The sequence below is a fragment of the Paenibacillus sp. sg306046 genome (assembly GCF_059821225.1).
Map to the genome: position 1 here is coordinate 1 of NZ_JCAMRT010000041.1, position 21,948 is coordinate 21,948.

A 21,948-nucleotide genomic window follows, 5' to 3' on the forward strand; every position below is an offset into this window, starting at 1 on the left:
ATCGCGGCTGCGGCGGAGCGTCCGGACGGCATTCGCGCGGCGGAGGAAACGGCGGGAGGGCTCAAGCTTGAGGTAGGCTCCGGCGTCTACGTCTTCGCCTACGAAAACGCCGGGTTGTTCCAGGAGCGCTACAGCCTCAAAACGAAGCTGAGCGAGCTGCTGATGGATGAGCGGGCCACCGAAATTGTCGGCCGCCACGCGCCGATGCTCGTGAACGGCGCCCCGCGAAATATCGCCAAGGGCTTCTCGCTCCAGCAGATCGGCGAAAACGCCATGCTGCGCGTGTCTCCCGAGGCTTTGGAGCGTATATTGACGGAGCTTGCGGCGCTGTAGCAGCCAGAAGGTTATGAATAAAAATCCGAATGACGTTCAGGAACCTTTCCTGAGGGTTGTTCGGATTTTTTAAGAAGATCTTAAACAACGAATCAAAGCTGTCCAATCCATGTCACCATAACCNGTAGCAGCCAGAAGGTTATGAATAAAAATCCGAATGACGTTCAGGAACCTTTCCTGAGGGTTGTTCGGATTTTTTAAGAAGATCTTAAACAACGAATCAAAGCTGTCCAATCCATGTCACCATAACCACGGGCCATTCCTTCGGTCATATGATTGTGGATCAGCTTGCCCAAAGGCAGGGGGGATTGAACGGACTGAGCAGCCATCATAGCCAGTTCAACATCCTTCATTCCCAGCTTCAGTTTAAAGCCTGCCGGTTCAAAACGCTCCTCTGTCATGATCATGCCATAATTCTGATAGACGGGAGATTGAAAAAGACTATTCACGACCTCCATAAAACGAGTAGGCTCGACGCCATACTTTTCTACCAGTAGATGTGCTTCTGACAAGGCTTCTAACATGGAAGCTATTAAAAAATTCACTCCTATTTTAACGGCATTTCCTTCCTCGGGACGATCCCCAATCTCGAATATTTCTTGTCCCAATGCTGCCAATACAGGAGTTACCCGTTGTCTGGCTTGCTTAGAGCCTGCCAAAATGATGCGCAATGCAGTTGCTTTAGCGGCATCCGGGCGCCCCAAAACTGTAGCAGATACAAAGTATTGCTTTTTATCTGCATGAGCGGCTGATAATTTCTGAGCAAGCTTTACACTTATCGTACTCGCGGATATGTGAATTCCTTCTTCGGGCATTCCAGCCAGTATTCCATTCGGTCCCATAACGACTTCTTCCATAGCGGTATCGTCAGAAAGCATAGTCATGACCAGATCGCTTTCTCTTGCTGCCTCTAGCGGTGTAGAAGCAAATCGTGCTCCCTGCTCAATCAAGGGCTTCGCTTTGTCATAGGTACGATTGTAAATGATTAATTCATAACCAGCGTTCAACAAATTTTGTGCCATTGGCATTCCCATATTTCCAAGCCCGATAAACGTTATTTTCATTAATGGCATCTCCGTTTCTATTCTATAGTGGAACGATCGTTCCGAAATTAGCAAAAAAATTATATCTTTTCAATGACAAGATTCATCATGTCGATTGTACGCTGCTGGTCGTGATCTACTCTGGACATGACATTTATGCTGTGATGTAAATTCAACAATAAGTAGGACAATGTTTTGACATCTGTGCTTTTATCAATTTCGCCTGTTTGTTGGCCTTTTTCCAGAAGTTTATGAAAAGCTTGCTCTAGATGTAAGAAGCTGGTTCGGATCAATTCATCTAGTTTCGCATCTGGTGATTGTAATGTCATGGCTGCGTTCGTTACAAAACATCCGCCGGGTAGGCTGGTATCGTACGCGGATGTAATATGGTGCTCAAAAAACTGCCGAATGCCTGTTCTTACGCTCGAAGCCCGTTCAAGAATGCCTCGTTTATTGAAGCTAACATTTTTGTAGTGCTCCAGCGCAGCCACGTATAAAGCTTGCTTGTCGGAAAAAGTATCATAAAGACTGGATCGGCTGATGCCCATAACTTGCAGCAAATCTGGAATACTTGTTGCCTCATAGCCTTTTTTCCAAAACAATAGCATGGCTTGGTGGAGCGCTTGAGATTCATTAAACTCTTTTGTCCTCGCGATGGAAAGCACCTCCCTTATATAACAAGACTACTATATTTGGAACGAACAGTCCAGATTCAAAGCGCAAAACCGGATTACCAACCGCCGAAAGCAGATGGCGCCCGGTTAATGGCTGGAAATCCGTTGCTTGCACACAAGCAAGTGACAGGAGCCTGACCTTGTCGCTCCCGTTGTTGCAGGCGGAGCCTTATTCCGCGAACCGGTCTGCGACTGAGCTGGCGCCGAAGCTGTCCGGCTTGATGCGCGTTTCATAGCCGACAGAGGTGACCCAGCCGCAAATTTCATGAATCAGCGCTTTGGTTTCTCCTTGCTGGCCGATGTCGATATGGATTTCGAGCGGCCATTCGGCGAGCAGATCGCCCATGCCTCGGCGGTTCAGCAGATCGACAAGTTCGAGGCTCAGCTCGGTTTCTTTGTAAATGCGGGTACGGAGATCAAACAAGGGACGGCTGCTTGTTTTACGGTAGAAGAAACGGGCGCCCCGGCCAATCCGGTGGATGATCAGGGCGGTGACGAGGGTGGTGGAGCGACGGGTCGTGTGAGAGTCGGTGCCGATGACGATCTTGTAGGTGGAAGCCGGATCGGTTCGCACGTAGGCGTGCAGATCCATAATCATCGCTTCCAGCGTGACATGACCTTTGCTGGGGCTTACGAACATGAGTGAATCCACTCCTTTCGGCAGATGATAAGCCACATCTTTAGTTTACTCCAGAAACGGTGAAAATAGTTTAAAGTTTCCGCCTCGTTTCCCGCTCGGAGCGGCCTTAGTGAGCTTAGTGTGCCCGCCGCAGCACAGGCTTCAGCTTGGTCAGCCAGCGGGCAGGCTCCGGGTCGATGAAGGCATGGGTCGCGGCTGCGATCCGCCGATGGGACAGGAGCAAGGTCAGCGCTACAGCGAGTGCGGTCAGCAGCAGAACGAGCAGGAGGCTGTTTCCGGCTAGCTGGTAAATGCCCGCTGCGGCCAGCAGCTTGAGGCATAGGCCGTGCAATAGAAATACAAACAAGGTCCGGCTGCCCAGCTCGGTCAGCTTGCCGCTGCGTTCAGATTGCAGCATCATAAACGCCGCCGCCGTGACGGTCTGCAAGCCGTACATGCCCAAGCGGTAAAGCGCAGCATACCATTCCGCATGCTGGAGGTCGCCGTACGTCTGAGCGGACGTAAGCCAGCCGAACGGCAAGCGGAGCATGCCTGCGCCGATCAAAACGAATGCCGCCGACAGCACGACTGACGACAAGATCCGCACAAGGCGATGGCTTCTCGCCCGCAGCAGCAGGTCCGGCCGGATATAATAGCCGATCAGAAAGAAGGGGAAAAACACAAACGTTCGGCTGAGGCTCAGCCACATGCCGTCAACCGGTAAATACCCGGCTCCCAAGCCAAGCAGGAAAGCCGCGACCAGCGGATGCTTCAAGCGGCAAAACAACAAAAGCAGCAGCTTCCAGCACAGGTGGCTGAACAAAAACCAGAGCATCCAGTACGGCGCCCAAAATGAATAAACGACGCCGGATGTATGGAAGAAGGCGTAGTCCAGCGCGGAGTAGGCGCTCTGAAACAGCACGTATTGGCAGGCGATTTTCAGCAGCACGTCTGCAGGCTTCGGATGCTGCGGGAACGTTCTGGAGAAGTAGCCGGTGACCAGCACAAAAACAGGCATATGAAACATAAAGATGCCGGTTACAATGGTCGCGGCTTCGGGAGACGCGGCCATCAGCGGGACGAGCAGATTGCCGATCACGACAAGTACAATCAGCATAAACCGGGTATTCAGAAAATAGGGGTCAGCGTTCAGGCTGCGGGTGAGCATGCAAAATCCCAGCTTTCCTAAAGATTGTTTGGTTCACGGACAGTATACGACTTCAACACCCAGAATCATGTGATCACTTTCACAAGTGGACGAATTTCGAAAAATTCTGAAAAATAAAGTGCAAAAAACAGCGCTTTCATCATATAATAGACGAAGAGGTAACCTGTTTAGCGCACGTTTCCTGCAAGTCTCGGCACAGGCGTCGCCAGACGCCCGGCGAATCACATCAGGAGCAGGAAACGCAGACAAAGGAGGCTTGGGGCCATGGAAGGCAGATTGTCGGTAGGGTTGCTTTTTGGAGTGATGTTAAGTATCCCCCTCTGGATGGCCTTCATTGGCTGGATGCGCTGGGTTGGCTCGGCTTTCGATTATGTATACCGTCTGCATCTGCTCTGAGCGCCGGATGAGAACTGGCTTGAGTGCTTCCTGACATGCTGCAGCCGGGACTGTATAAGGCGACCGGCATTTGATAGGGTGATACCGAATTCAGGAACTGCGGTTTCTTGGCTGCCAGCGGCAGCGGGAATCGCAGTTTTTCCGCTTTCGCAGCCAGTTTGCGGCGGTCTTCTCTCCGGTTCTGTCCGGCGCTGGAGTTTCAATTTGGCGGGATAGCCTGTACAATAAAGAGAACACAACATAAGGACGTCCGGCTGGCTGCTGTTCGTCCTCGGGGGAGGGACTGGCATGCGCGCATGGGGAAACAGATGGCATTCGGCCCGGCTGAAGGCGGGTGCGGGCATTCGGATCGGCTCGCTTAGTCTGGCGCTGCTGCTGGCCCTGCCCGGAGCCGGTGCGAACGCAGGCGTGATCGACCGGATTAAAGATATATACGGCATGCCGGAACAGCTCGGACAACTGCAGGAGCAATACCGGGACACGGTGCAGCAGCTGGAGCAGACACGTGAGCAGATGGCTGACACGATGGCCCGGTCGGAGGAAGCCGCGAAACGGTTTCAGGAGACGCAGGACAAGCTGCTTCGCGAGAATGAAGAGCTGCGGGGCCGCAACGATCAGCTGCAGCGTACGCTTGTACAGCTGGAGGAGGCGCGTCAGGCGCAGGCGGTGCGGAACCGGCAAATTGCGTGGACGGCGTTGACCGCGGGAGCGCTGGCGCTGCTTTATTTCGCCTTGACCCGGCTGTTCCGGTTCGTGCTGTGGCGGCGGGCGCGCAGCGGCGTGACGCGGGGGCCGGAATGAACGCGCGGCTCGAAGGCTCGGCTGCGGACGGACAAGCGGCGACGATTCGGCTCGATGCCGGGGAAGCCGCCCATGTGCTGCATCCCTCGCGAATTATTGCGTTTGAGGGCCCTGCCCACGGACGCGAGGACCGGCTGCTGAATTTATCAGGCATGTACCGGAAAAAGCGCTGGATCGAGTCGCGGCTGAGCGGTCCGGCTACGTTTGTGCTCGGCGTTCCGGCGGGCTTTCAATTCAAGGCAGTAGAGCTGCCGGTACATAGCGATCTGTTGTTTGACATCCGGCACGTCCTGCTCTATGACGGACAGCTGCAGCTGGAAAGCCGCTTTCAGCGCATCAAGCAGGCGCTTATTACGCAGGACTGGGTGCGCATGAAGTTTGCCGGGGGCGGGCTGCTGGGGCTTGTTTCCGCAGGGCCGCTGTGCGAGCTGACGCTTGCGCCGGACCGTCCGGTGTATGTGGATGCGGGCTGTCTGGTCGCATTCCCGGAGCAGGCCGAGATGCGCCTGGCCGTATACGGCAATCCATTGGCGAGCCAGCAGATGAATTACCACTGGGAGCTGCGGGGCCGAGGCAAGGTGCTGCTGCAGCCGACCCCGCGAGACCGCCAATTCGAAGCAGGCTTGCGTCAGGATACGTTGCTTCGCCGTGTGCTCAGGGAAGCGCTGCCGTTTGGCGGCGTTTTCATCAAGTGAAACCGAGGTGAACGAATGGAACACCTGCATGGAACGTACAGCTTCCCGTTAGTTGCTTTGTCCTTGCTTGTTGCCGTCGTTGCCGCCTATGCTTCCTTGGGGCTGACCGAGCGTGTCTGGTCCTTTCAGGGCAAAGCCAGGGCCGCCTGGATGCTGCTGGGGGCCGTGACGATGGGCACAGGCATATGGTCCACCCATTTTATCGGAATGCTGGCGTTTCGGATGCCGATTCCGGTAAGCTACGATCCGTTATTTCTCGCCCTGTCGCTGCTGCTGCCGATGGGAGCGTCCTGGGCGGCGATGGCGGTTGTTGCCAGCGACTCGTTGTCCGTAGGCAAATTCGCAGGCGGCGGCGCTCTGATCGGCGCGGCGATCGCAGGCATGCATTATGTCGGCATGGGCGGCATGCGGACGGCGGCCCAGCTGTCCTATAACCCGTATCTCGTTGCGCTGTCGGTGCTGATCGCGTGCGGGTTGTCTTTTATGGTGCTTGTGATGTCAGCGCGTCATCGCCGCTCCGGACGTCCGGTGACGGTGTTTCAGCGGATCAAGGGGGCGGTTGCGCTTGGCGCAGCCGTGGCCGGGATGCATTATACGGGCATGCTGGCGGCGCATTTCTCCATTGCAGCCGAGTTGTACCAGCCGGAGCTGACGGCTCAAACCGACGATTTGCGACTGGTTCGCTGGATCGGGGCGGCGGCGCTGCTCGGCTTGCTGCTGATTGCGCTCAGCCAATTTTTGGACCGGAGGTTCGCGCAAAGTCTGGCGGCGTGGAACAAGCAGCGTTACGATTCCATTTTCGAGCATAATCCGGATATGGTATGCCTGTTCGATGTTCATGGACGGCTGCTGCGGACCAATCCGGCGGCAGAGCGCATAACCGGTTATGAGGCAGGCAGCTATGCGGGACGGCCGTTTTCCCAGTTCGTCAGCCGCCGGGACAGCTATAAAATACGAGGCTGCTTTGCCAAGGCGCTGCAGGGCTCGCCGCAAACCGTCGAATTTGCTATGCGCCATAGACGCGGGCATGAAATTATGCTGAGCACGACGATTGTTCCGATGGTCGCTGCCGGCAAAATCGTCGATGTTTATACGATATCCAAGGACGTCACCGAGCGGAAGCGCGCGGAGAAGCAGCTGCTGGAGGCGAAGCAGGAGGCTGAGCAGGCCGCCCGGATGAAAAGCGAGTTTCTGGCGATTATGAGCCATGAAATCCGCACGCCGCTGAACGGGGTGCTCGGGATGAGCGAATTGCTGCAGGAGACGCAGCTGACCGAAGAGCAGCAGGAATATGTACACATTATGGTGAAAAGCGGCCGTGCTTTGCTGCGCGTGATCAACGAGGTGCTGGATTTCTCCAAGCTGGAGCACGACAAGGTTCAGCTGCACCAGGACCCGTTCAGTCTGCAGCGGACGATGGAGGATATGCTGCAGCTCTTTATCCCGGAAATCCGGCAGCGCAGCTTGACGATTCATTGGAAGCTTGATCCGGCGCTGCCCGAGCTGCTGGTCGGGGACGAGGGGCGCATTCGGCAAATTTTAATCAATCTGATCGGCAATGCGGTCAAGTTCACCGAGCAGGGCGGAGTGGACATCCGGATTCGTCAGCTGAAGCAGGAGGAAGACCGGCTGCAGCTGTTGTGTACGGTCAAGGATACCGGTACCGGCATCCCGGAGTCGTACATGCCCTATTTGTTTCAGCCGTTTCATCAGCATGCGGCTTCGGCGCGCAAGCATGGCGGTTCCGGCCTCGGACTTGCGATCTGTAAGCGTCTGGTCGAAATGATGGACGGCACGATCCAGGTCCGGTCGGAGCCGGGGGCGGGAACGGAAATCACCTTTACAATTGTGGTCCGCACCGTGGAGGATCGCCTGGCGGTGACGGTGTAGAAACCGGGAGGCTTAGGCACTTTGGATACGATTACGCATACGTTATTTGGACTTACTCTGTATGGAGCTGTTCCGAAGTCGGCGCTGAGCCGTAGAGAAAAGCAGGCGCTGCTGTTCACGACAGTGGCGGGCTCGCAGATTCCCGATATTGATGTGATCTCGTCCTGGTGGGACACGGCGGGCCGTTACCAGATGTGGCATCGGGGGCTGACGCATTCCCTCTTTCTTGTCCCGGTGTGGTCGGCGCTGCTGGCGCTGTTGGCCCGCTGGATTTGGGGAGCGAAGGGATGGCTGTTTTTCGGAATCGGCACATTGGCTGTGTTTATTCACGATACAAGTGATTTATTTAATGCATGGGGCACCGGCTATCTGGAGCCCTTCTCGACGATCCGCGTCACGTTCGGCACAATTCCGATTGTCGATCTGACGTTCTGGGTCATTATGCTGGGAGGCTGGCTCTGGGCCCGCAGCAGGAGGAAACGCAACGGCGCCGGCTGGTCGGCGCATCGCGTGTACCAGATCGTCTGGCTGCTGCTTGCGCTGCATGTAGCGGTCCAGTCGGCGCAGGGCTACGCGATGTACAAGCAGGTATCCGGCCAGTACGAGCAGGTGGCGCTGTCCGCCGACTTCGTGCCGGGCGTGTTTACCGTGATCGGCAAGTCGGGCGCGCAGGTTGAGCTGACCAAGGGGACGATCTGGACAGGGCTCCAGCCGGTCGCTACGCTGCAGTCGCAGGAGGGCACCGATCTGGAGCAGCTGTTTGCGGCGAACCCGGCTGCCAAAACGTTGACGGAATGGTCGCCGTTTGTCGTCATTATCAATGATGACAAGCAGCTTGGCATCTATGATCCGCGTTTTTACCGCAACGGACAGTCCTTCCTGTTTGAATTTATCGACAAGTAGCTGCACAGCTCCATGATGGCCGCAACAAGCCGCAAAAAAACGCAAAAGCCGCAAAAAAACCTGAACCTCCGCGAAGCTAAAGCGGGGTTCAGGTTTTTTTCGTCATCTGGCGGGAAGGATCAGAAAGGGGTATAAAAGTTTTGCGTGTAATACACGTGCAGCTTGCCGCCGAAGGCGACGCCAACGCCGAGACGGCTTGTCTCCCCAAGCAGGTTGGCCCGGTGGCCGGCCGAGTTCATCCAGCCGTGATGGGCGAAGATGGCGCTCGACTGTCCGGCTGCGATATTTTCCGAAGCGGCGCGGAAGGCGATGCCGTCCTGCTCCATCCGGTCGAACGGGCTGCGTCCGTCCTTGCCCGTATGGTCGAAATAACGGAGCGACGCCATATCCGCGCTATGCTCGCGAGCTGTGGCCGAGGCGTCCTGGGCCCAGGCCAGCGGGGCAAGTCCAAGCTTGACCCGGGCGGCGTTGGCGAGGTCGAACGATTCCAGCTCATAGGCTTGCCGGAGCGCTTCATTTTCCTGCGGGTACAGGGACGCCATCGCCTGCTCCGTCGCTCCGCCGATCACCTGCACGCCTGTGACCACGTTGTCCCGGTGCTGATCGTAGAAAAAAGTCACATAAGCTCCGTCGATCTCATACGTGCTGTATTCGTCCTGCTGGTCGCCGATCATGTACCGGGTGTTGCCCTTCTGGATGTATGCAAGCGGCTGCCCGTATTGGCGCTCGACTGTACTTCGGGCGACGCCGTCCTGAATGGCCCGGTCCGTATGCCAGTTATCTGACGGGGAATAAAGGGCCACGACGCGGTCTCCGGCAATCCCGATTTGCGCGTAGCTGGCATAGTTGCTGTTGTAAATGTACCACGTAAAGCCGTACTCCGACGCATCCTGACGGTCCGGCTGGCCCAGCTTGGCGGTAACCTGACCCGCAGATTGGCCGAGTGAGACGCCGCGAACCGAGACGGCTGCGTTTTGCGCAGCTTCATCCTGGCCCGAGTTCGAGCTGGCCGGTTTCACGGCGGGCGTGAGCGGAGCGGCTTGCAGCTGCGCCACCTTCGTTTTCATATTCATCAGAAACTGCACAGCTTCAGCTCGCGACAGCCCGTCCGCAGCCTGGTAGCCCTCGACCGTGGCCGCCGTCTTGCCCTGGGATAAGCCGGACTCCAGCAAGTAAGCGACGGCATCGTGCAAGCTAAGCGTACCTTGCTGCGTGGATGCTATCAGCTGCGCCACAGCACCGCGATGATACGAGGCGGCATCCGGCGAATCGAGCACGGTCCAATGGTTTGCCTCCGCCGTATCGTAATAGCGCTGGTACCAGGGCGCGCCCGGAACGGCGGCAGCAACGCCGCGAGGATAAGCACGCAGCAGCATAGCCAGAAACTCCGGCTCCGATACGTTGCGGTCCGGCCGGAAGGTGCCGTCCTCGTAGCCGTCCACGAGCTTTTGCTCGACAGCCCAGGCGATGGCGGCCGCCCCCCAGTGGCGGGAGGTATCCTTGAAGCCGGTAGCGGCGACGGCTGTGGACATCGACGGTAAAGTAAGTGTAAGAGCGAGCAGCGCAGTGGCGGCATAGGTGATAAATGGTTTGGATTGGATCGTCATAAAAGCCTCCTTCATCTCTATAATAGGGTATTCGTTCGATTTCCGCGATATGTGGGCGCAGATTTAACGGAAGTTCTTCGCGGGCAGTTGCATGGAGAGCTCGATAACTTTGCGAATGTGACATCTTTCACATACTATTGGCGGTTAAACGGGTATGATGAGAGTACGAAATCGTTACTGGAGGGATCGATATGGGCGACACGACAGGCAGAAACAAGCTGATTTTGGTCGGCAACGGGATGGCCGGCGTGAATGCGTTGGAGCAGCTGCTGAAGCTGAGCCGCTATTATGACATCACCGTGTATGGCGAGGAGCCATATCCGAACTATAACCGGATTCAGCTTTCTTACGTGCTGGAGGGCAGCAAGTCCATTGAGGAAATTATTTTGAATGAGCGCGCCTGGTATGAGGAGCACGACATAGTGCTGCATACCGGCCGGTCGATCGCGTACATCGACACGGAAGCCAAGCGGGTATTTACAGCGGATGGTGAATGTGAAGGCTATGACACGTTGATTTTGGCGACGGGGTCCAAGCCGTTTGTGCTGCCGATTCCGGGCGCGGAGCTGACCGGAGTTGTCGGCTTCCGCGATATTGCGGACTGTGAAGCGATGATTGCGGCGTCGGCGACAAACAAGCATGCTGCAGTCATCGGCGGCGGGCTGCTTGGATTGGAGGCGGCCAAAGGGCTGACAAAGCTCGGCATGGACGTGACAGTTGTCCATCTGGTTGACCGGCTGATGGAACGGCAGCTTGACGAGACGGCAGCGGCGATGCTCAAGGAGGAGCTGGAGCGCCAGGGCATCCGGTTCCGGCTCAGCAGCCAGACGGTCGCGCTGCGTGGCACGGATGGCCGTGTAAGTGCGCTTGAGCTGGCTGACGGCAGTCTGCTCCCGGCCGGGCTGGTTGTGATGGCGGCGGGCATTAAGCCGAATGTGGGGCTGGCCAAAGCAAGCGACCTGCGTGTAAACCGGGGCATTCTTGTCGATGATTACATGCGGACCAGCGCGCCCGACGTGTATGCGGTCGGCGAATGCTGTGAGCATCGCGGCGTGTGCTACGGGCTGGTCGCCCCGTTGTTCGAGCAGGGGCAGACGTTGGCCCGTGTGCTGGCCGGGGTAGAGACGCTGCCGTATGAAGGCTCGACCGTCAGCACGAAGCTGAAAATATCCGGCGTTGACGTCTTTTCCACCGGGCAGTTTCAGGAAGGGCCGGAGCATCGGGTGCTCAAGCTGCACAATGAATGGAACGGGACGTACAAGAAGGTGCTGCTGGAGGAAGGGCGGCTGGTCGGCGCGATTTTGTACGGTGACGTGAACGATGCGCCGCAGCTGACCCGATGGGTGAAAAGCAGGGAGCCGATGAGTGACGCGATCTACGGCGAGCTGTTCGGAGGGCCGGATGCGGGCGGCTGCTGCGGGAAGGGAGCAGGCAAGTCTTCCGCTGTCGAAGCGATGACCGACGAGGAAATTGTGTGCGGCTGCAATGGCGTCACCAAGGGCGCGATTGTCGATGTAATCCGAACGAAGGGGCTGACGACTGTCGATGAAATCAAGGCTTGCACAGGCGCTACCCGCTCGTGCGGCGGCTGCAAGCCGCTTGTCGAGCAGTTGCTCCAGGCGACGCTCGGGACGGCCTACGATCCGGCAGCGGCGGCGGCTAAACAGGGCATTTGCGGCTGCACTCGCCTGAATCGGGATGAGATCGTGGCGGCGATTCGCGACAAAGGGCTGTCCCATGTGCAGGAGGTCATGCATGTACTCGGCTGGGAGCAGCCGGAGGGATGCTCCAAGTGCCGGCCTGCCGTCAACTATTACCTCGGCATGGTTTATGCGGCAGCTTACGAAGACGAGCGGGATTCACGGTTTGTCAATGAACGGCTGCATGCGAACATTCAAAGGGACGGCACCTACAGCGTTATTCCGCGGATGTATGGCGGCTTGACGGCGGCGGAGCAGCTGCGGAAAATTGCGGATGCTGCGGACAAATACAACGTGCAGGCCGTGAAAATGACCGGCGGCCAGCGGCTTGCGCTCATCGGCGTACGCAAGGAGGACCTTCCGGCGATCTGGGCGGATCTCGATATGCCGTCCGGCTATGGCTACGCCAAAGCGTTGCGTACGGTCAAAACATGCGTCGGCTCTACCTTCTGCAGGTTCGGCACGCAGGATTCGATGGGCATGGGCATCGAGCTGGAGCGTAAATACGAACGGCTCTGGATGCCGGCCAAGTTCAAAATGGCGGTTAACGGTTGTCCGCGCAACTGCGCCGAATCCGGCACAAAGGATCTGGGCATCGTTGGCAATGACGGCGGGTGGGAAATCTATGTCGGCGGCAACGGCGGCATCAAGCTGCGGGCGGCTGACCTGCTCGTCAAGGTCCGGACGGATGAGGAGCTGCGCGACATTTGCGGAGCGTTTATCCAGCTGTACCGGGAGCAGGCGAATTATGCGGAGCGGACATCGGATTGGGTGGAACGGACCGGGCTTGACGCCATTCGTCAGGCGGTGCTGGAGGACACGGAGCAGCGCCGGGCGTTAAATGAACGGATCGAGCTGGCATTAGCGGCCGTCGAAGATCCGTGGCAGGCGGCTGTGCATGATCCGGAGCTGCGGACGGCGCTGTATGAACCGATTTTGAAAGCCTAGAAGGCGGTCCAGGCAGCGGCAGGCTGCTGTACCCGGCCCTACTCGGCAAAATCGAAGGAGGAACCCCAAATGACGAACGCAGCAAATCCATCAAATGCGCTGTATGCAGCAAGCGCGGCAAGTGCAGCAACAAGTGTACCAGCAGGTGCAGCAGCAGGTCTAGCAAGTTCAGCAAGCGGAGAAGCGGCAATGGAGCCTGTTCATTATGTAACAGTGGGACGAATGGAGGAATTTCCGCTCAGGCTCGGGCGGGAGGTGCGCATCGGCGGGCTGGACATCGCTGTATTCCATACGACGGAGGGCAGGCTCTACGCGCTGGAAAACCGCACGCCGCACCGCAAGGGCGGTCCGTTGACGGAAGGCATGGTCAGCGGCGCCTACGTATATTGCCCGCTGCGCGATTTGAAGATCGGGCTTGCGGACGGACAGGTGCAGGCGCCGGACAAGGGGGAAGTGCGGACGTTCCCGGTCCGGGTCGGCGCGGACGGTCAGGTGCAGCTGGGGCTGACCGGCGCACAGGCGTAAAGGTAAGGCGTAAAGGCTTAAAGCGGAAGGCGTTCAAGCGGCGACCTGGAATTCAGGCGTCGCTGAACGAATCGTGTCATAGAGCTCACAGAAAGCGGGATGATGGCCGTGTATACGGAATCGGTGGAAGCAATGATTCAATCCGCTATGAAGAAAAAGGAATGGCTGGAGCAAAGCTTGCTTCGTTATGTGCTCTCAGCCGGATTGGCTGGCGCGTATGTAGGGCTTGGCATTGTGCTGATTTTTTCCGTCGGCGCTCCGTTGTTTGCACTTAAATCCCCGCTCACCTCCATGGTGATGGGGATGTCCTTCGGGGTCGCGCTGACGCTTGTTATTTTCGCGGGCTCGGAGCTGTTTACAGGAAATAACATGTATTATACGATCAGCACGATGTCCGGCGCAACGACCTGGAAGGATACGCTGCGCAACTGGTTCTGGTGTTATATCGGCAATTTGCTTGGCGCGATGGTACTGGTCGGGCTTGTTGTCGGCTCGGGTGTGTTCGCTGGCATTGCGCCGGAGCATCTGCTGATGACGACGGCGGCGAAAAAAATGTCGTTGCCGGTCAGCTACTTGTTTTTCCGCGGTATTTTATGTAACTGGTTCGTATGTCTGGCCATCTGGACGTCGATGCGCGCCAAAAGCGAGCCGGCCCGCCTGCTGCTCATCTGGTGGATGTTGTACGGCTTCATTGCCTCCGGCTATGAGCACAGCATCGCCAACATGACCGTGCTTGGCCTGGCGCTGGCGCTGCCGCATCCCGAGACGATCAATCTCGCCGGCTGGTTTCACAATATGATTCCGGTGACGCTTGGCAATATCGTCGGGGGAGCGTTTTTTGTCGGGGCGGTTTATTGGTGGATTTCGCCGGTTCGCCGCAAGCGGATGAAAACGGGCGGACAGGAGGCGGCCCGAGGCGCAGCGAAGCTGACAGGCACGGTCGGGGAAGAAGCGACAGCGGCTGCCCCAGCAACAGCAACAGCAACGGCCCCCGCAGCAGCGAAAGCAGGGGCTCCCGCAACAGCGGCAGGAACGGCTCCTGCAGCGATGCCCCGGGTCTAAGGGGAGGAGCGAGACGTACCCGCGGGCGCATATGCAGCACGCTACCCGGCTCCAGAGGGAGCGCGGGCAGCCGTCCAAGCGGGAATCAGCACACGCTTGCCGGCCGCGGCTGGTATTCGGCATAGGCGAGCTCAAGGTACGCCTGATTAAGCGGGCGGCGTTCGATGATCGCCTTCCGCTTTGCTTTGAGCACAATTTGCTCCATATCGGCGAAGCTGCATCCCGTCAGCAGCGCGGAGGCGGTTTGATGAACGGGGCCGTCCAGCTCGAAGTCTCCCAGCAGCAAGCCGATATAGGCATTTCGGCTCTCCTCATCCGGCAGGGCATATGTCATTTTCGTATCAAATCGGCGCCAGATCGCGTTGTCCAGTTGGGCCTCCAAATTCGTTGCCGCGATAAAAATACTGCTGCCCTCAAATTCATCCAGACATTGCAGCAGCGTATTGACGACCCGCGACATTTCTTTTACTTCGTCGTTATTGTCGCGGGTTCTGGCGACCGCATCGCATTCGTCAAGAAACAGGACGCAGGGCGCCACTTTCGCATAATCGAAGATTTTACGGATGTTGCTCCCTGTCTCTCCCAGATAGCTATGGATAATGGCGTCCAGCCGCACCACAATAAGCGGAAGCTCCAGACGTTGCGCGAGATAAAACGCGGTCAACGTTTTTCCCGTGCCCGGCGGTCCGTACATCACAATTTTGTTGGGCACCGGCACGTCGTATTGCTCAAAGGCGTCCCTCATGCCGAGAATCGTCAGGAATTCCTCCACAATTTGCCGATTGATCGGCGGCAGTACAATTCGCTTCGCTTTTTTCGCGCATTCCTTGGGCGTATAGCAGGTGGCCATATCAAGCCCTTTGGCGCGGGGAAGCCGGGAATTTGCATTATTTTTGCTCATGCTGCTGATCTCCTTCGGATGTTAACCTTACCAGCTTGGCTTCGTAAAGCCTGGTATCTGGCCTCTGTGGGCCAGCTCGCTTTGATGTTTTAGCCTTGATCATCATCCTTGATTTAATAGTAATTGTTACATTTTATTATAACGAAGCTTTTTTGTTTTGCAAGTTCGGGCTGGCCGTGGCTGTGGCTTTGGTGTGCGGCCGCACGAAGGCTTGCTTAAAAATGGGGGGATTGGGGTAAAAGAAAGGGAGAGCCTATTCAACCTACAAGGAGTGATGCACGATGAGCAAGCGTATACAAGCCTATTTTCATAACGAAAGTGAAGCCGAGCATGTGCGCATCAGACTGCAGACGTATCAGGTTTCTCAAGTGGAGGTAGGGCAAATCGGCGAAGGGTCGGGCCGCGCTTTGCTGCTGCTGCCGGTTGGCGCTGCCTTAAGCTCCGGCGCTGTAGCGGCAGGAGCGGCGGGCGGTGTTCAGACGGCGGCGGGCTCGGGCGTGCAGGCAGGAACGGCGGCGGCTTTCGTCGGTCTGCGCGAAGCCGACCGGATGGACCATGATTCGGATCAGGACGACCGCGATGACCGTGACTATTTCTACGCGCTGAGCGCGCATGTGCAGCCGGCCGACTACGCATCCATCGTGGAGCTGATCCGCAGCAACGGCGGGGCGGTGCTGCGCGAGGACGATACGCCCTGAGGCTTGTGGCAGAACTACGGTATCATTGTTTTTCGGCTGTGTCGGATAAAATAAAGCAGGCCCGCAGCTCCCGTTCAGAACGGTGGTGGCTGCGGGTTTTTCGCGGCGCTATTCGTCAGCGATTCTTGGCAGGTGCAGGCACGCGGCGGCTAAAGCGGATATCCTCGTAATAAAATGTCACGGCTGCTTACACGTTAAGCCGCTTGCCGATGCGATCATCGCCTGCGAGTAAGATGAGGACAGCGCTGAGTGCCAGCAGCGCCGCCGCACTCCAGGCGGTGTAGACGATGGCGGCGTTATCCGGATTGGCGACGCCGACAGCGGCCAAGCCCCAGCCGACCGCAAGCGCATAGCCTGGGTCACGGAAGCTCCAGCTGATGAGCAGCCCCAAGGCCAGCCCGACCAAGATGAGGATGACCGTCCACACAGTCGGGCTCCAGCCGAAGCCGTTCCACCCGGCGACATGCAGTCCGATCGTGACATTGACAATCGTGGCGACAGAAATCCAGCCGAGATAGATGCTGAACGGCAGCTGCACGAACCAGCGGACAAGCGGCTTCGCCGACCAGCCTGACGGACGGGTGCCCGTGTAGGCTCCGATCAGAGCGAACAGCAGACCAAGCATGGCAAATACGGAGGCGAACGTAAACAGATGATGCCACAGCAAAATCCAGCCCGTATTAAACAGGCAGCTGAGCAAAAACCACGGATTCGCTCCGGCAACCTCTTGATCCTGCTGATACCTAGGCAGCCATTGGACAACGATATATCCGGCGAGCAGCGCGTAGATCAGTCCCCAGATCGAGAAAGCATAGGGGGCTGGCGTGATGAGCACCGGAAACATGTCGGACAGCTCCTTGGTTGTATAGCCTCCGATCGGCAAAGCATTAGCCAGCCAGTTCATCACAAGTACAAGCACGAAGCCGAGTGTATTCAGGATGCGAATGGGCAAATGATTCATGATCCAGTCCCCTTTCCATGCTAGGAGTATATGTGATTTACCCGCTGACGATGCGAGGCAATCAGCCGCGTACTGCAACCTTCGGAGCTAAATTTTCGTTTGAGTACATAAATTCCGATGTTTAGTCTAACGAAGGCAGGGGTTAACAGGATGAGATGGAGAACATGGACAGCGGTCGCCGCAGCCGCGGGCTTAGCGGTCAGTGTAACAGCAGGCTCTGCGCTGGCGTTTGAGGGTGTGGGTACGGAGCTGCAGGCTCCTGTGCTGGCTTTGCAGCAGCAAGGCGTGATGAGCGGCGTGGATGCGAAGCATTTTTCGCTGCAAGTGCCCGCCAGCCTGGAACAAAGCGTGCATATGCTGGTGGAGGGCTTTGGTTTGCATATTGGGCATTTGCAATTTTTTAAGAAACCGGAGGCTTCTGATTATTTCACCCGTGTCCCGAATGATGCCTGGTACGCAGAAGCCTTTATCATTGCTCACTACAATGGCTTGCCGCTTCCGAAGGACGCCGAGCCGGGCGCGGAGGTTACGCGCGAGCAATTTGCCACTTGGCTGCTCCATGCGCTGGATGCGCAAGGCAGCGTCCCTGCAGCGGGGGCCATTCAGCCGTTTGCCGATGAAACGTCGGTTGACCCGCAGCTGCTCAGCGGCCTGCAGCGTCTCGCTTCTTATGGCATCATCAAGCCGGAAGACGACGGGAAGCTGCATCCGAAGCGGGCGGTGACTCGCGGCGAGGCTGCGCTGTGGGTGTATCAGGCCAGACAATTCGTCGAGCGCCAGGCGAAGCCCCCGGCATCGAAGCCGCAGACACCTCAGGAAGAGGTTTCGCTTACGGTGGTGAAGGTGAATGAAGAGGTGAACAAAATTGTGCTGTCCCGGGATAAAAAGCCGACGTCCGGTTACGGAATAGCGATCACATCCATTCGTTTCGAAGCGGAGCAGGCGATCGTGACGTATACGCTGACCAATCCGGCGCCGGACAGCATCAACGCAACAATAATTACCGAGCCGCAGGCCGTAACCTACGTATCCAGGCGTTATGTGGCGGTTGCCGAGCAGGCAGCAGACCGTTAGTTCAGCCGGCGGCTGCCCGCCCGAACGCCCTGGTCGATTGGTCAACGGGTCGCAGCGCGAGCCGAAATCGGGTATAATAAACGTAGAAAATGATGGCCGACGAGCCAGGTGAGGGAGGTTCATACAGATGGGAAAACGGGCGACGGATCGAGGCGGCTGGAGCCTCGCGTATACGGAGCATGGATCAGGAGCGCCACTGGTGCTGCTGCATGGATTTTGCGGGAGCGGCGCTTATTGGGATGAGGTTGTCCCGCTGCTGGACGCGCATTATCGTGTCATCGTGCCTGATTTGCGCGGGCATGGCGAGTCTGGCGCACCTGCCGGACCTTATACGATCGATCAGCTTGCGGATGATGTCGGCGCGTTGATTGACGAGTTGGGCGCGGGAAAAGCCATCGTGCTTGGACATTCCTTGGGCGGTTATGTAACACTGGCCTTGGCGGAGCGTCATGCGGATAAGCTGCGTGCCTTCGGTTTGATTCACTCCACCGCATTCCCGGACAACGAGGCGGGGAAGGAAGGACGTCTGAAGGGGCAGCAAACGATCCGCGAGCAGGGCTTGCCCGCCTTTATCGAAGGACTGGTGCCCAAGCTGTTTGCTCCCGCGAACTTGTCGTCGATGCCGGAAGCTGTGCGCAAGGCCAAGGAAATCGGAACCCACACGAGTCCGGACGGAGCGGTGCATATGCTGGGCGCAATGCGCGAACGGCCAGATCGCAATGAGGTATTGCGGCAAACTGAGCTCCCTCTGCTGCTTGTTGCCGGAGAGCATGATCAGATCATCCCGGTGGAGCGGACATTTGTCGTGCAGGGCGATCAGGTGACGCAGCAGCTGTTGGCCGGAGCAGGTCATGTGGGCATGGTCGAAACGCCGAAGGAACTGGCCGCTGCGATTGTCGGCTGGGTCGCTTCTTTTTCGTAAAAAGCGGACGGGAGACGTCAGATTTGGTTCTCCGACCAGGACGGGAACTGTGAGAGATCAGTGAAGGGGAGTTGATCAGCTTGGCCAATCTGAAGCCTGTACAGGCTGTCGCAGCCGCACATCCGATCGTGCTGTACGACGGCATATGCGGTTTTTGCCAGCGGGCGGTGCAATTTATTTTGCCGCGGGATCGGCGTGGCGTATTTCGGTTTGCAGCGCTTCAGTCGGAGACCGGACAGTCGCTGCTGCGGCAGCACGGCCTGGGAGGCGCGACCCCGGATACGTTTGTGCTGATTGACGGCGACCGCGCCTACACACGCTCGACGGCCGGGCTGCGGGTGCTGCGCGAGCTAGGCGGCGCTTGGCGGCTGCTGTATGCGGCGATCGTTGTTCCGCGTCCGCTGCGCGACTGGGTGTACCGGAGCTTTGCCCGCAATCGCTATCGTTTTTTTGGCCGGACAGACGCCTGCCTGCTGCCAGGGCCAGACGTGCGTGAACGGTTTCTGGATCGGGCCTGATCGGCTATGTGCAAGGAAATCGCCATGGCTCTTTGCCACATCCCCGTTATGAAAGCAGCTCTTTCACCGAAAAAAGACCGTTTGCGGCGTTGCTCCAGGGCGAGCAGTGCCGTAAACGGTCTTTGGGTTTGCTGCGGACATTCAGGTTGGTCTGCCCGGCAGGTCACAGGATCAAGAGCCCGGCCGCCCAGCTCCCGACTCTGGGTGCAAGTGCGGTCAGTCTGGTCGGATCGGCAGCTTTGTGGCTGCCCGATCCGAGACGGCTGTCCGCAGCAGCGGCTACAGCTTGTCCGCCGCCGGGACGCGGCACAGCAGAAACGTAAGCGCCCAGCCTGCTCCCAGCAGCGGGATAGCCATATAAAACGCCGGCAGCGCCCACAGCAGCGGTATTGCGAGCAGCGCTACGGAGACAGCGTGCAGGCGTCTGATCACATGTGCGGCTGACCTGACGCGAAGCTGCAGGGGCAGCGGATAAATGAAAGACCAGTCCGAATGCCGGTAAGCCTTCGCCAGCTCCTTCAATTGCAGCGCCAGCAGCGCTGTAAACACAAGGAAGAGCAGCGGGGGCGCCACCATGCCTCGCGTTAAGGCCGTAATCAGCATCCCCAAGCCGGTGAGACGCAGCGAAATACCGAAAATATCCGAGCGCAGCCATACATAGCTGTACAGAAAGCGGTACGTATGGGAATCCTGAAAGCGAAAGCCGCCGAGCCGCTTCATCAGCTTCCGGGGCGCATGCACAGCTTGCGGACGTCCCTGTAAGTCGCTTACATCGACAAATTGATTCAGCAGCCGCAAGATGCCGCTTCGGTGGCGGCGCTCTGCATCAAGGAGCCGCAGCCATTGCAAGTTTTTGCCTGTCAGGAGGCGTGTCAGGGCCAAATAAGCAAGCAGGCCGACGGCGACAGTCAGCGTACCGGCCCAAGGCCGCATCAGCAGCAGCGCGCACGTCAGCCCTCCGGCCAGCAGCCAGCGGGCGAGCGACCAGCCTAGCCGAGCGAGTCGGGTAGGCAGCGTCAGCTCCTTCCAGCGGACGAGCAGAAACACTTGCTTCATCGTAACAAGCACCAGCAAAGCGTGCAAAAATCCGGGCTTTGCTCCGGCCGAAAAGGCAAAGGCGGGCCAGATCGCCAGCCAGGCAACAAGCAGACCGAAGGCTTGCCAGGCAAATGCCCGCTGGACCGCCCGATTCATATATCCTCGCAGCAGCTCCGATTCGAGCGGCGTCCAGAAGACGAGATCCGGCTGCCTGACGTACGTACGAATCGGACTCAGCGCGATCAACGGCGTAATCAACACAATGACAATTTCCCGGAAAGGGAAGTCCGGCGGCGCCTGGCTAAGCACTTTCCCGTACAGATAAGTCAGTGCGAGCATGCCGATCACGACGAGCAACGAGATCGTTTGCAGCGCATACCCGATATACGGTCTGATTTCGGTTAAAAATGCGCGCTCACGTTGGCTCCACCTCTGCTCGGGGGCAAACTTTGACGGTTCCGGCGCACTCATTTCATCCCCACATCCTGCGTCACCAGGCTGCAAAACACATCATCCAGCGAAGATTGCGGCATATTTGCTTGTGTACGCAGAGTGTCCAGATTACCCGATGCCACCAGATGGCCGTGATGAAGCACAACATACCGGTCCCCGTACCGTTCTATGGTGGATAAAATATGCGAGCTGATCAAAATAGCGGCTCCGGCCGCCTTCACCTTCGCCATCAGCTCCAGCAGCGAACGTATACCGAGCGGGTCCAGCCCCAGAAACGGCTCATCAATAATGTACAGGTCCGGTTTCACGAGGAAGGCGCTCATGATCATGACCTTTTGCTTCATGCCTTTGGACAAGTGCGCGGAGAGCCGGTTTTGGGCCGGGGTCATCTGGAAATCCTCCAGCAGTGCGGCTGCGCGTTTCTCGAACGAAGCGCTGTCCAGGCCGTAAGCCATCGCGGCCAGCTCCAAATGCTCCTTCACTGTCAGTTCTTCATACAACAATGGAGTTTCCGGCACATAAGCGTAGGTGCGGCGATAGGCCGTCGGATCATCAGCGAGCTTCCGGCCCCCCAGCCGTACAAACCCGGCATGGGATTCCATCAGTCCGAGAATATGCTTGATCGTTGTGCTTTTGCCGGCGCCGTTCAGACCGATCAGACCGACCATTTCACCGGCATTGACTGTAAAGCTGATATCGTGCAGCACAGGACGTTGCTTGCTGTAGCCGCCTGTGAGATGTTCGACTTGTAATAAAGCTTCGATGGCTGCTCACCCCTTTCAGGTAACATTTTACAACGTTTGCTTCCAAATTAAAAACGGGCCGTTCCATCTATATATGAAGCCGAGTAACAGGAGGCCAAGTAATGGTAACTGGGGTTCCGGCCAGGACGTCTAGTACAGCGTTCTCTCTAAAGTGCCTCAGGCATTCTCCGATTTCATTGTTCGAAATAAAGCTCTTGCAAAACCAAATCAGATATGGTACATTACAACTCGGCCGTTCGAGAGAACAGCGCAGGC

At 57.5% G+C, this 21,948-nt stretch carries 20 protein-coding genes and 2 pseudogenes; 13 read left to right on the forward strand and 9 right to left on the reverse strand.

Translation table 11 applies throughout. From position 1 onward, the window contains the following. Positions 1-333 (forward strand): annotated as a pseudogene (locus AC6ROY_RS24365) (alpha-L-rhamnosidase); the annotation flags it as partial. 197 nt (positions 334-530) lie between these two features. Here the strand turns inward: AC6ROY_RS24365 and AC6ROY_RS24370 are convergent. The 4 genes from AC6ROY_RS24370 to AC6ROY_RS24385 form a co-directional block, all read right to left on the reverse strand. Next, positions 531-1,397, reverse strand: a complete 867-nt coding sequence (locus tag AC6ROY_RS24370; RefSeq protein WP_500103160.1) for an NAD(P)-dependent oxidoreductase — start codon at positions 1,395-1,397, stop codon at positions 531-533. Positions 1,398-1,456: 59 nt separating this feature from the next. Further along, complete coding sequence (locus tag AC6ROY_RS24375; RefSeq protein ID WP_500103161.1) at positions 1,457-2,041, reverse strand: TetR/AcrR family transcriptional regulator; 585 nt, start codon at positions 2,039-2,041, stop codon at positions 1,457-1,459. A 178-nt stretch (positions 2,042-2,219) separates the two neighbouring features. Continuing rightward, entirely contained in the window at positions 2,220-2,690 is a 471-nt protein-coding gene (locus AC6ROY_RS24380) for a ribonuclease H-like YkuK family protein (RefSeq protein ID WP_500103162.1), read from the reverse strand. 115 nt (positions 2,691-2,805) lie between these two features. After that, positions 2,806-3,837, reverse strand: coding sequence for an acyltransferase family protein (locus tag AC6ROY_RS24385; protein ID WP_500103163.1), 1,032 nt, complete (start codon positions 3,835-3,837; stop codon positions 2,806-2,808). Between the two features lie 264 nt (positions 3,838-4,101). On the opposite strand from AC6ROY_RS24385, the gene AC6ROY_RS24390 reads away from it, so the two are divergent. The 5 genes from AC6ROY_RS24390 to AC6ROY_RS24410 all read left to right on the forward strand — a co-directional run bounded on the left by AC6ROY_RS24390 (position 4,102) and on the right by AC6ROY_RS24410 (position 8,522). Next, positions 4,102-4,233, forward strand: coding sequence for a hypothetical protein (locus AC6ROY_RS24390; RefSeq protein ID WP_500103164.1), 132 nt, complete (start codon positions 4,102-4,104; stop codon positions 4,231-4,233). Between the two features lie 288 nt (positions 4,234-4,521). Further along, on the forward strand, positions 4,522-5,034 hold the full coding sequence (locus AC6ROY_RS24395; RefSeq protein WP_500103165.1) for a hypothetical protein: 513 nt from the start codon (positions 4,522-4,524) through the stop codon (positions 5,032-5,034). Then, the gene (locus tag AC6ROY_RS24400) at positions 5,031-5,729 is read left to right on the forward strand and encodes an AIM24 family protein (protein ID WP_500103166.1); all 699 of its coding nucleotides are present in this window, start codon (positions 5,031-5,033) and stop codon (positions 5,727-5,729) included. The genes AC6ROY_RS24395 and AC6ROY_RS24400 overlap by 4 nt, the downstream gene beginning before the upstream one ends. Before the next feature lie 15 nt (positions 5,730-5,744). Then, the gene (locus AC6ROY_RS24405; protein ID WP_500103167.1) at positions 5,745-7,619 is read left to right on the forward strand and encodes an MHYT domain-containing protein; all 1,875 of its coding nucleotides are present in this window, start codon (positions 5,745-5,747) and stop codon (positions 7,617-7,619) included. 21 nt (positions 7,620-7,640) lie between these two features. After that, positions 7,641-8,522, forward strand: a complete 882-nt coding sequence (locus tag AC6ROY_RS24410) for a metal-dependent hydrolase (RefSeq protein ID WP_500103168.1) — start codon at positions 7,641-7,643, stop codon at positions 8,520-8,522. Between the two features lie 119 nt (positions 8,523-8,641). On the opposite strand, the gene AC6ROY_RS24415 is transcribed toward AC6ROY_RS24410, so the two are convergent. Further along, positions 8,642-10,129: a CAP-associated domain-containing protein gene (locus tag AC6ROY_RS24415; protein WP_500103169.1), complete on the reverse strand. Its 1,488-nt coding sequence runs from the start codon at positions 10,127-10,129 to the stop codon at positions 8,642-8,644. A gap of 191 nt (positions 10,130-10,320) precedes the next feature. Here AC6ROY_RS24415 and nirB point away from each other — a divergent pair, with 191 nt between their 5' ends. The 3 genes and pseudogenes from nirB to AC6ROY_RS24430 form a co-directional block, all read left to right on the forward strand. Beyond that, positions 10,321-12,777, forward strand: a complete 2,457-nt coding sequence (gene nirB, locus AC6ROY_RS24420) for a nitrite reductase large subunit NirB (RefSeq protein ID WP_500103170.1) — start codon at positions 10,321-10,323, stop codon at positions 12,775-12,777. Positions 12,778-12,846: 69 nt separating this feature from the next. Beyond that, positions 12,847-13,302, forward strand: a complete 456-nt coding sequence (nirD, locus tag AC6ROY_RS24425; RefSeq protein ID WP_500103171.1) for a nitrite reductase small subunit NirD — start codon at positions 12,847-12,849, stop codon at positions 13,300-13,302. A 108-nt stretch (positions 13,303-13,410) separates the two neighbouring features. Further along, positions 13,411-14,184, forward strand: a pseudogene (locus AC6ROY_RS24430) (formate/nitrite transporter family protein); the annotation flags it as partial. A gap of 265 nt (positions 14,185-14,449) precedes the next feature. Here AC6ROY_RS24430 and AC6ROY_RS24435 read toward each other — a convergent pair. After that, positions 14,450-15,265 (reverse strand): AAA family ATPase, encoded by an 816-nt coding sequence (locus AC6ROY_RS24435; protein ID WP_500103172.1) that lies wholly within the window; start codon positions 15,263-15,265, stop codon positions 14,450-14,452. A gap of 281 nt (positions 15,266-15,546) precedes the next feature. On the opposite strand from AC6ROY_RS24435, the gene AC6ROY_RS24440 reads away from it, so the two are divergent. Continuing rightward, complete coding sequence (locus AC6ROY_RS24440; protein WP_500103173.1) at positions 15,547-15,963, forward strand: hypothetical protein; 417 nt, start codon at positions 15,547-15,549, stop codon at positions 15,961-15,963. A 187-nt stretch (positions 15,964-16,150) separates the two neighbouring features. Here AC6ROY_RS24440 and AC6ROY_RS24445 read toward each other — a convergent pair whose 3' ends face one another. Next, a complete protein-coding gene (locus AC6ROY_RS24445; protein ID WP_500103174.1) occupies positions 16,151-16,924 on the reverse strand; it encodes a TspO-related membrane protein in 774 nt (257 codons plus the stop codon). A 150-nt stretch (positions 16,925-17,074) separates the two neighbouring features. Here AC6ROY_RS24445 and AC6ROY_RS24450 point away from each other — a divergent pair, with 150 nt between their 5' ends. The 3 genes from AC6ROY_RS24450 to AC6ROY_RS24460 all read left to right on the forward strand — a co-directional run bounded on the left by AC6ROY_RS24450 (position 17,075) and on the right by AC6ROY_RS24460 (position 19,438). After that, complete coding sequence (locus AC6ROY_RS24450; RefSeq protein WP_500103175.1) at positions 17,075-17,998, forward strand: S-layer homology domain-containing protein; 924 nt, start codon at positions 17,075-17,077, stop codon at positions 17,996-17,998. Between the two features lie 127 nt (positions 17,999-18,125). Continuing rightward, the gene (locus tag AC6ROY_RS24455) at positions 18,126-18,920 is read left to right on the forward strand and encodes an alpha/beta fold hydrolase (protein WP_500103176.1); all 795 of its coding nucleotides are present in this window, start codon (positions 18,126-18,128) and stop codon (positions 18,918-18,920) included. A gap of 80 nt (positions 18,921-19,000) precedes the next feature. Then, complete coding sequence (locus AC6ROY_RS24460) at positions 19,001-19,438, forward strand: thiol-disulfide oxidoreductase DCC family protein (RefSeq protein ID WP_500103177.1); 438 nt, start codon at positions 19,001-19,003, stop codon at positions 19,436-19,438. A gap of 279 nt (positions 19,439-19,717) precedes the next feature. Here the strand turns inward: AC6ROY_RS24460 and AC6ROY_RS24465 are convergent, their stop codons facing one another. Both AC6ROY_RS24465 and AC6ROY_RS24470 read right to left on the reverse strand, forming a co-directional pair. After that, positions 19,718-20,947 carry an ABC transporter permease gene (locus AC6ROY_RS24465; RefSeq protein WP_500103178.1) on the reverse strand — a complete coding sequence of 410 codons (1,230 nt, stop codon included), beginning with the start codon at positions 20,945-20,947 and terminating at the stop codon, positions 19,718-19,720. After that, positions 20,944-21,693, reverse strand: a complete 750-nt coding sequence (locus AC6ROY_RS24470) for an ABC transporter ATP-binding protein (RefSeq protein ID WP_500103179.1) — start codon at positions 21,691-21,693, stop codon at positions 20,944-20,946. Before AC6ROY_RS24470 ends, AC6ROY_RS24465 begins: the two co-directional genes overlap by 4 nt. Positions 21,694-21,948 lie beyond the last annotated feature (255 nt).

Coding starts and splice junctions, on each gene's coding strand:
- AC6ROY_RS24465 (WP_500103178.1), bottom strand. CDS start 20,947: ATGAGTGCGCCGGAACCGTCAAAGTTTGCCCCCGAGCAGAGGTGGAGC.
- AC6ROY_RS24380 (WP_500103162.1), bottom strand. CDS start 2,690: ATGTTCGTAAGCCCCAGCAAAGGTCATGTCACGCTGGAAGCGATGATT.
- AC6ROY_RS24455 (WP_500103176.1), top strand. CDS start 18,126: ATGGGAAAACGGGCGACGGATCGAGGCGGCTGGAGCCTCGCGTATACG.
- nirB (WP_500103170.1), top strand. CDS start 10,321: ATGGGCGACACGACAGGCAGAAACAAGCTGATTTTGGTCGGCAACGGG.
- AC6ROY_RS24435 (WP_500103172.1), bottom strand. CDS start 15,265: ATGAGCAAAAATAATGCAAATTCCCGGCTTCCCCGCGCCAAAGGGCTT.
- nirD (WP_500103171.1), top strand. CDS start 12,847: ATGACGAACGCAGCAAATCCATCAAATGCGCTGTATGCAGCAAGCGCG.
- AC6ROY_RS24450 (WP_500103175.1), top strand. CDS start 17,075: ATGAGATGGAGAACATGGACAGCGGTCGCCGCAGCCGCGGGCTTAGCG.
- AC6ROY_RS24385 (WP_500103163.1), bottom strand. CDS start 3,837: ATGCTCACCCGCAGCCTGAACGCTGACCCCTATTTTCTGAATACCCGG.
- AC6ROY_RS24405 (WP_500103167.1), top strand. CDS start 5,745: ATGGAACACCTGCATGGAACGTACAGCTTCCCGTTAGTTGCTTTGTCC.
- AC6ROY_RS24395 (WP_500103165.1), top strand. CDS start 4,522: ATGCGCGCATGGGGAAACAGATGGCATTCGGCCCGGCTGAAGGCGGGT.
- AC6ROY_RS24400 (WP_500103166.1), top strand. CDS start 5,031: ATGAACGCGCGGCTCGAAGGCTCGGCTGCGGACGGACAAGCGGCGACG.
- AC6ROY_RS24370 (WP_500103160.1), bottom strand. CDS start 1,397: ATGAAAATAACGTTTATCGGGCTTGGAAATATGGGAATGCCAATGGCA.
- AC6ROY_RS24390 (WP_500103164.1), top strand. CDS start 4,102: ATGGAAGGCAGATTGTCGGTAGGGTTGCTTTTTGGAGTGATGTTAAGT.
- AC6ROY_RS24440 (WP_500103173.1), top strand. CDS start 15,547: ATGAGCAAGCGTATACAAGCCTATTTTCATAACGAAAGTGAAGCCGAG.
- AC6ROY_RS24415 (WP_500103169.1), bottom strand. CDS start 10,129: ATGACGATCCAATCCAAACCATTTATCACCTATGCCGCCACTGCGCTG.
- AC6ROY_RS24445 (WP_500103174.1), bottom strand. CDS start 16,924: ATGAATCATTTGCCCATTCGCATCCTGAATACACTCGGCTTCGTGCTT.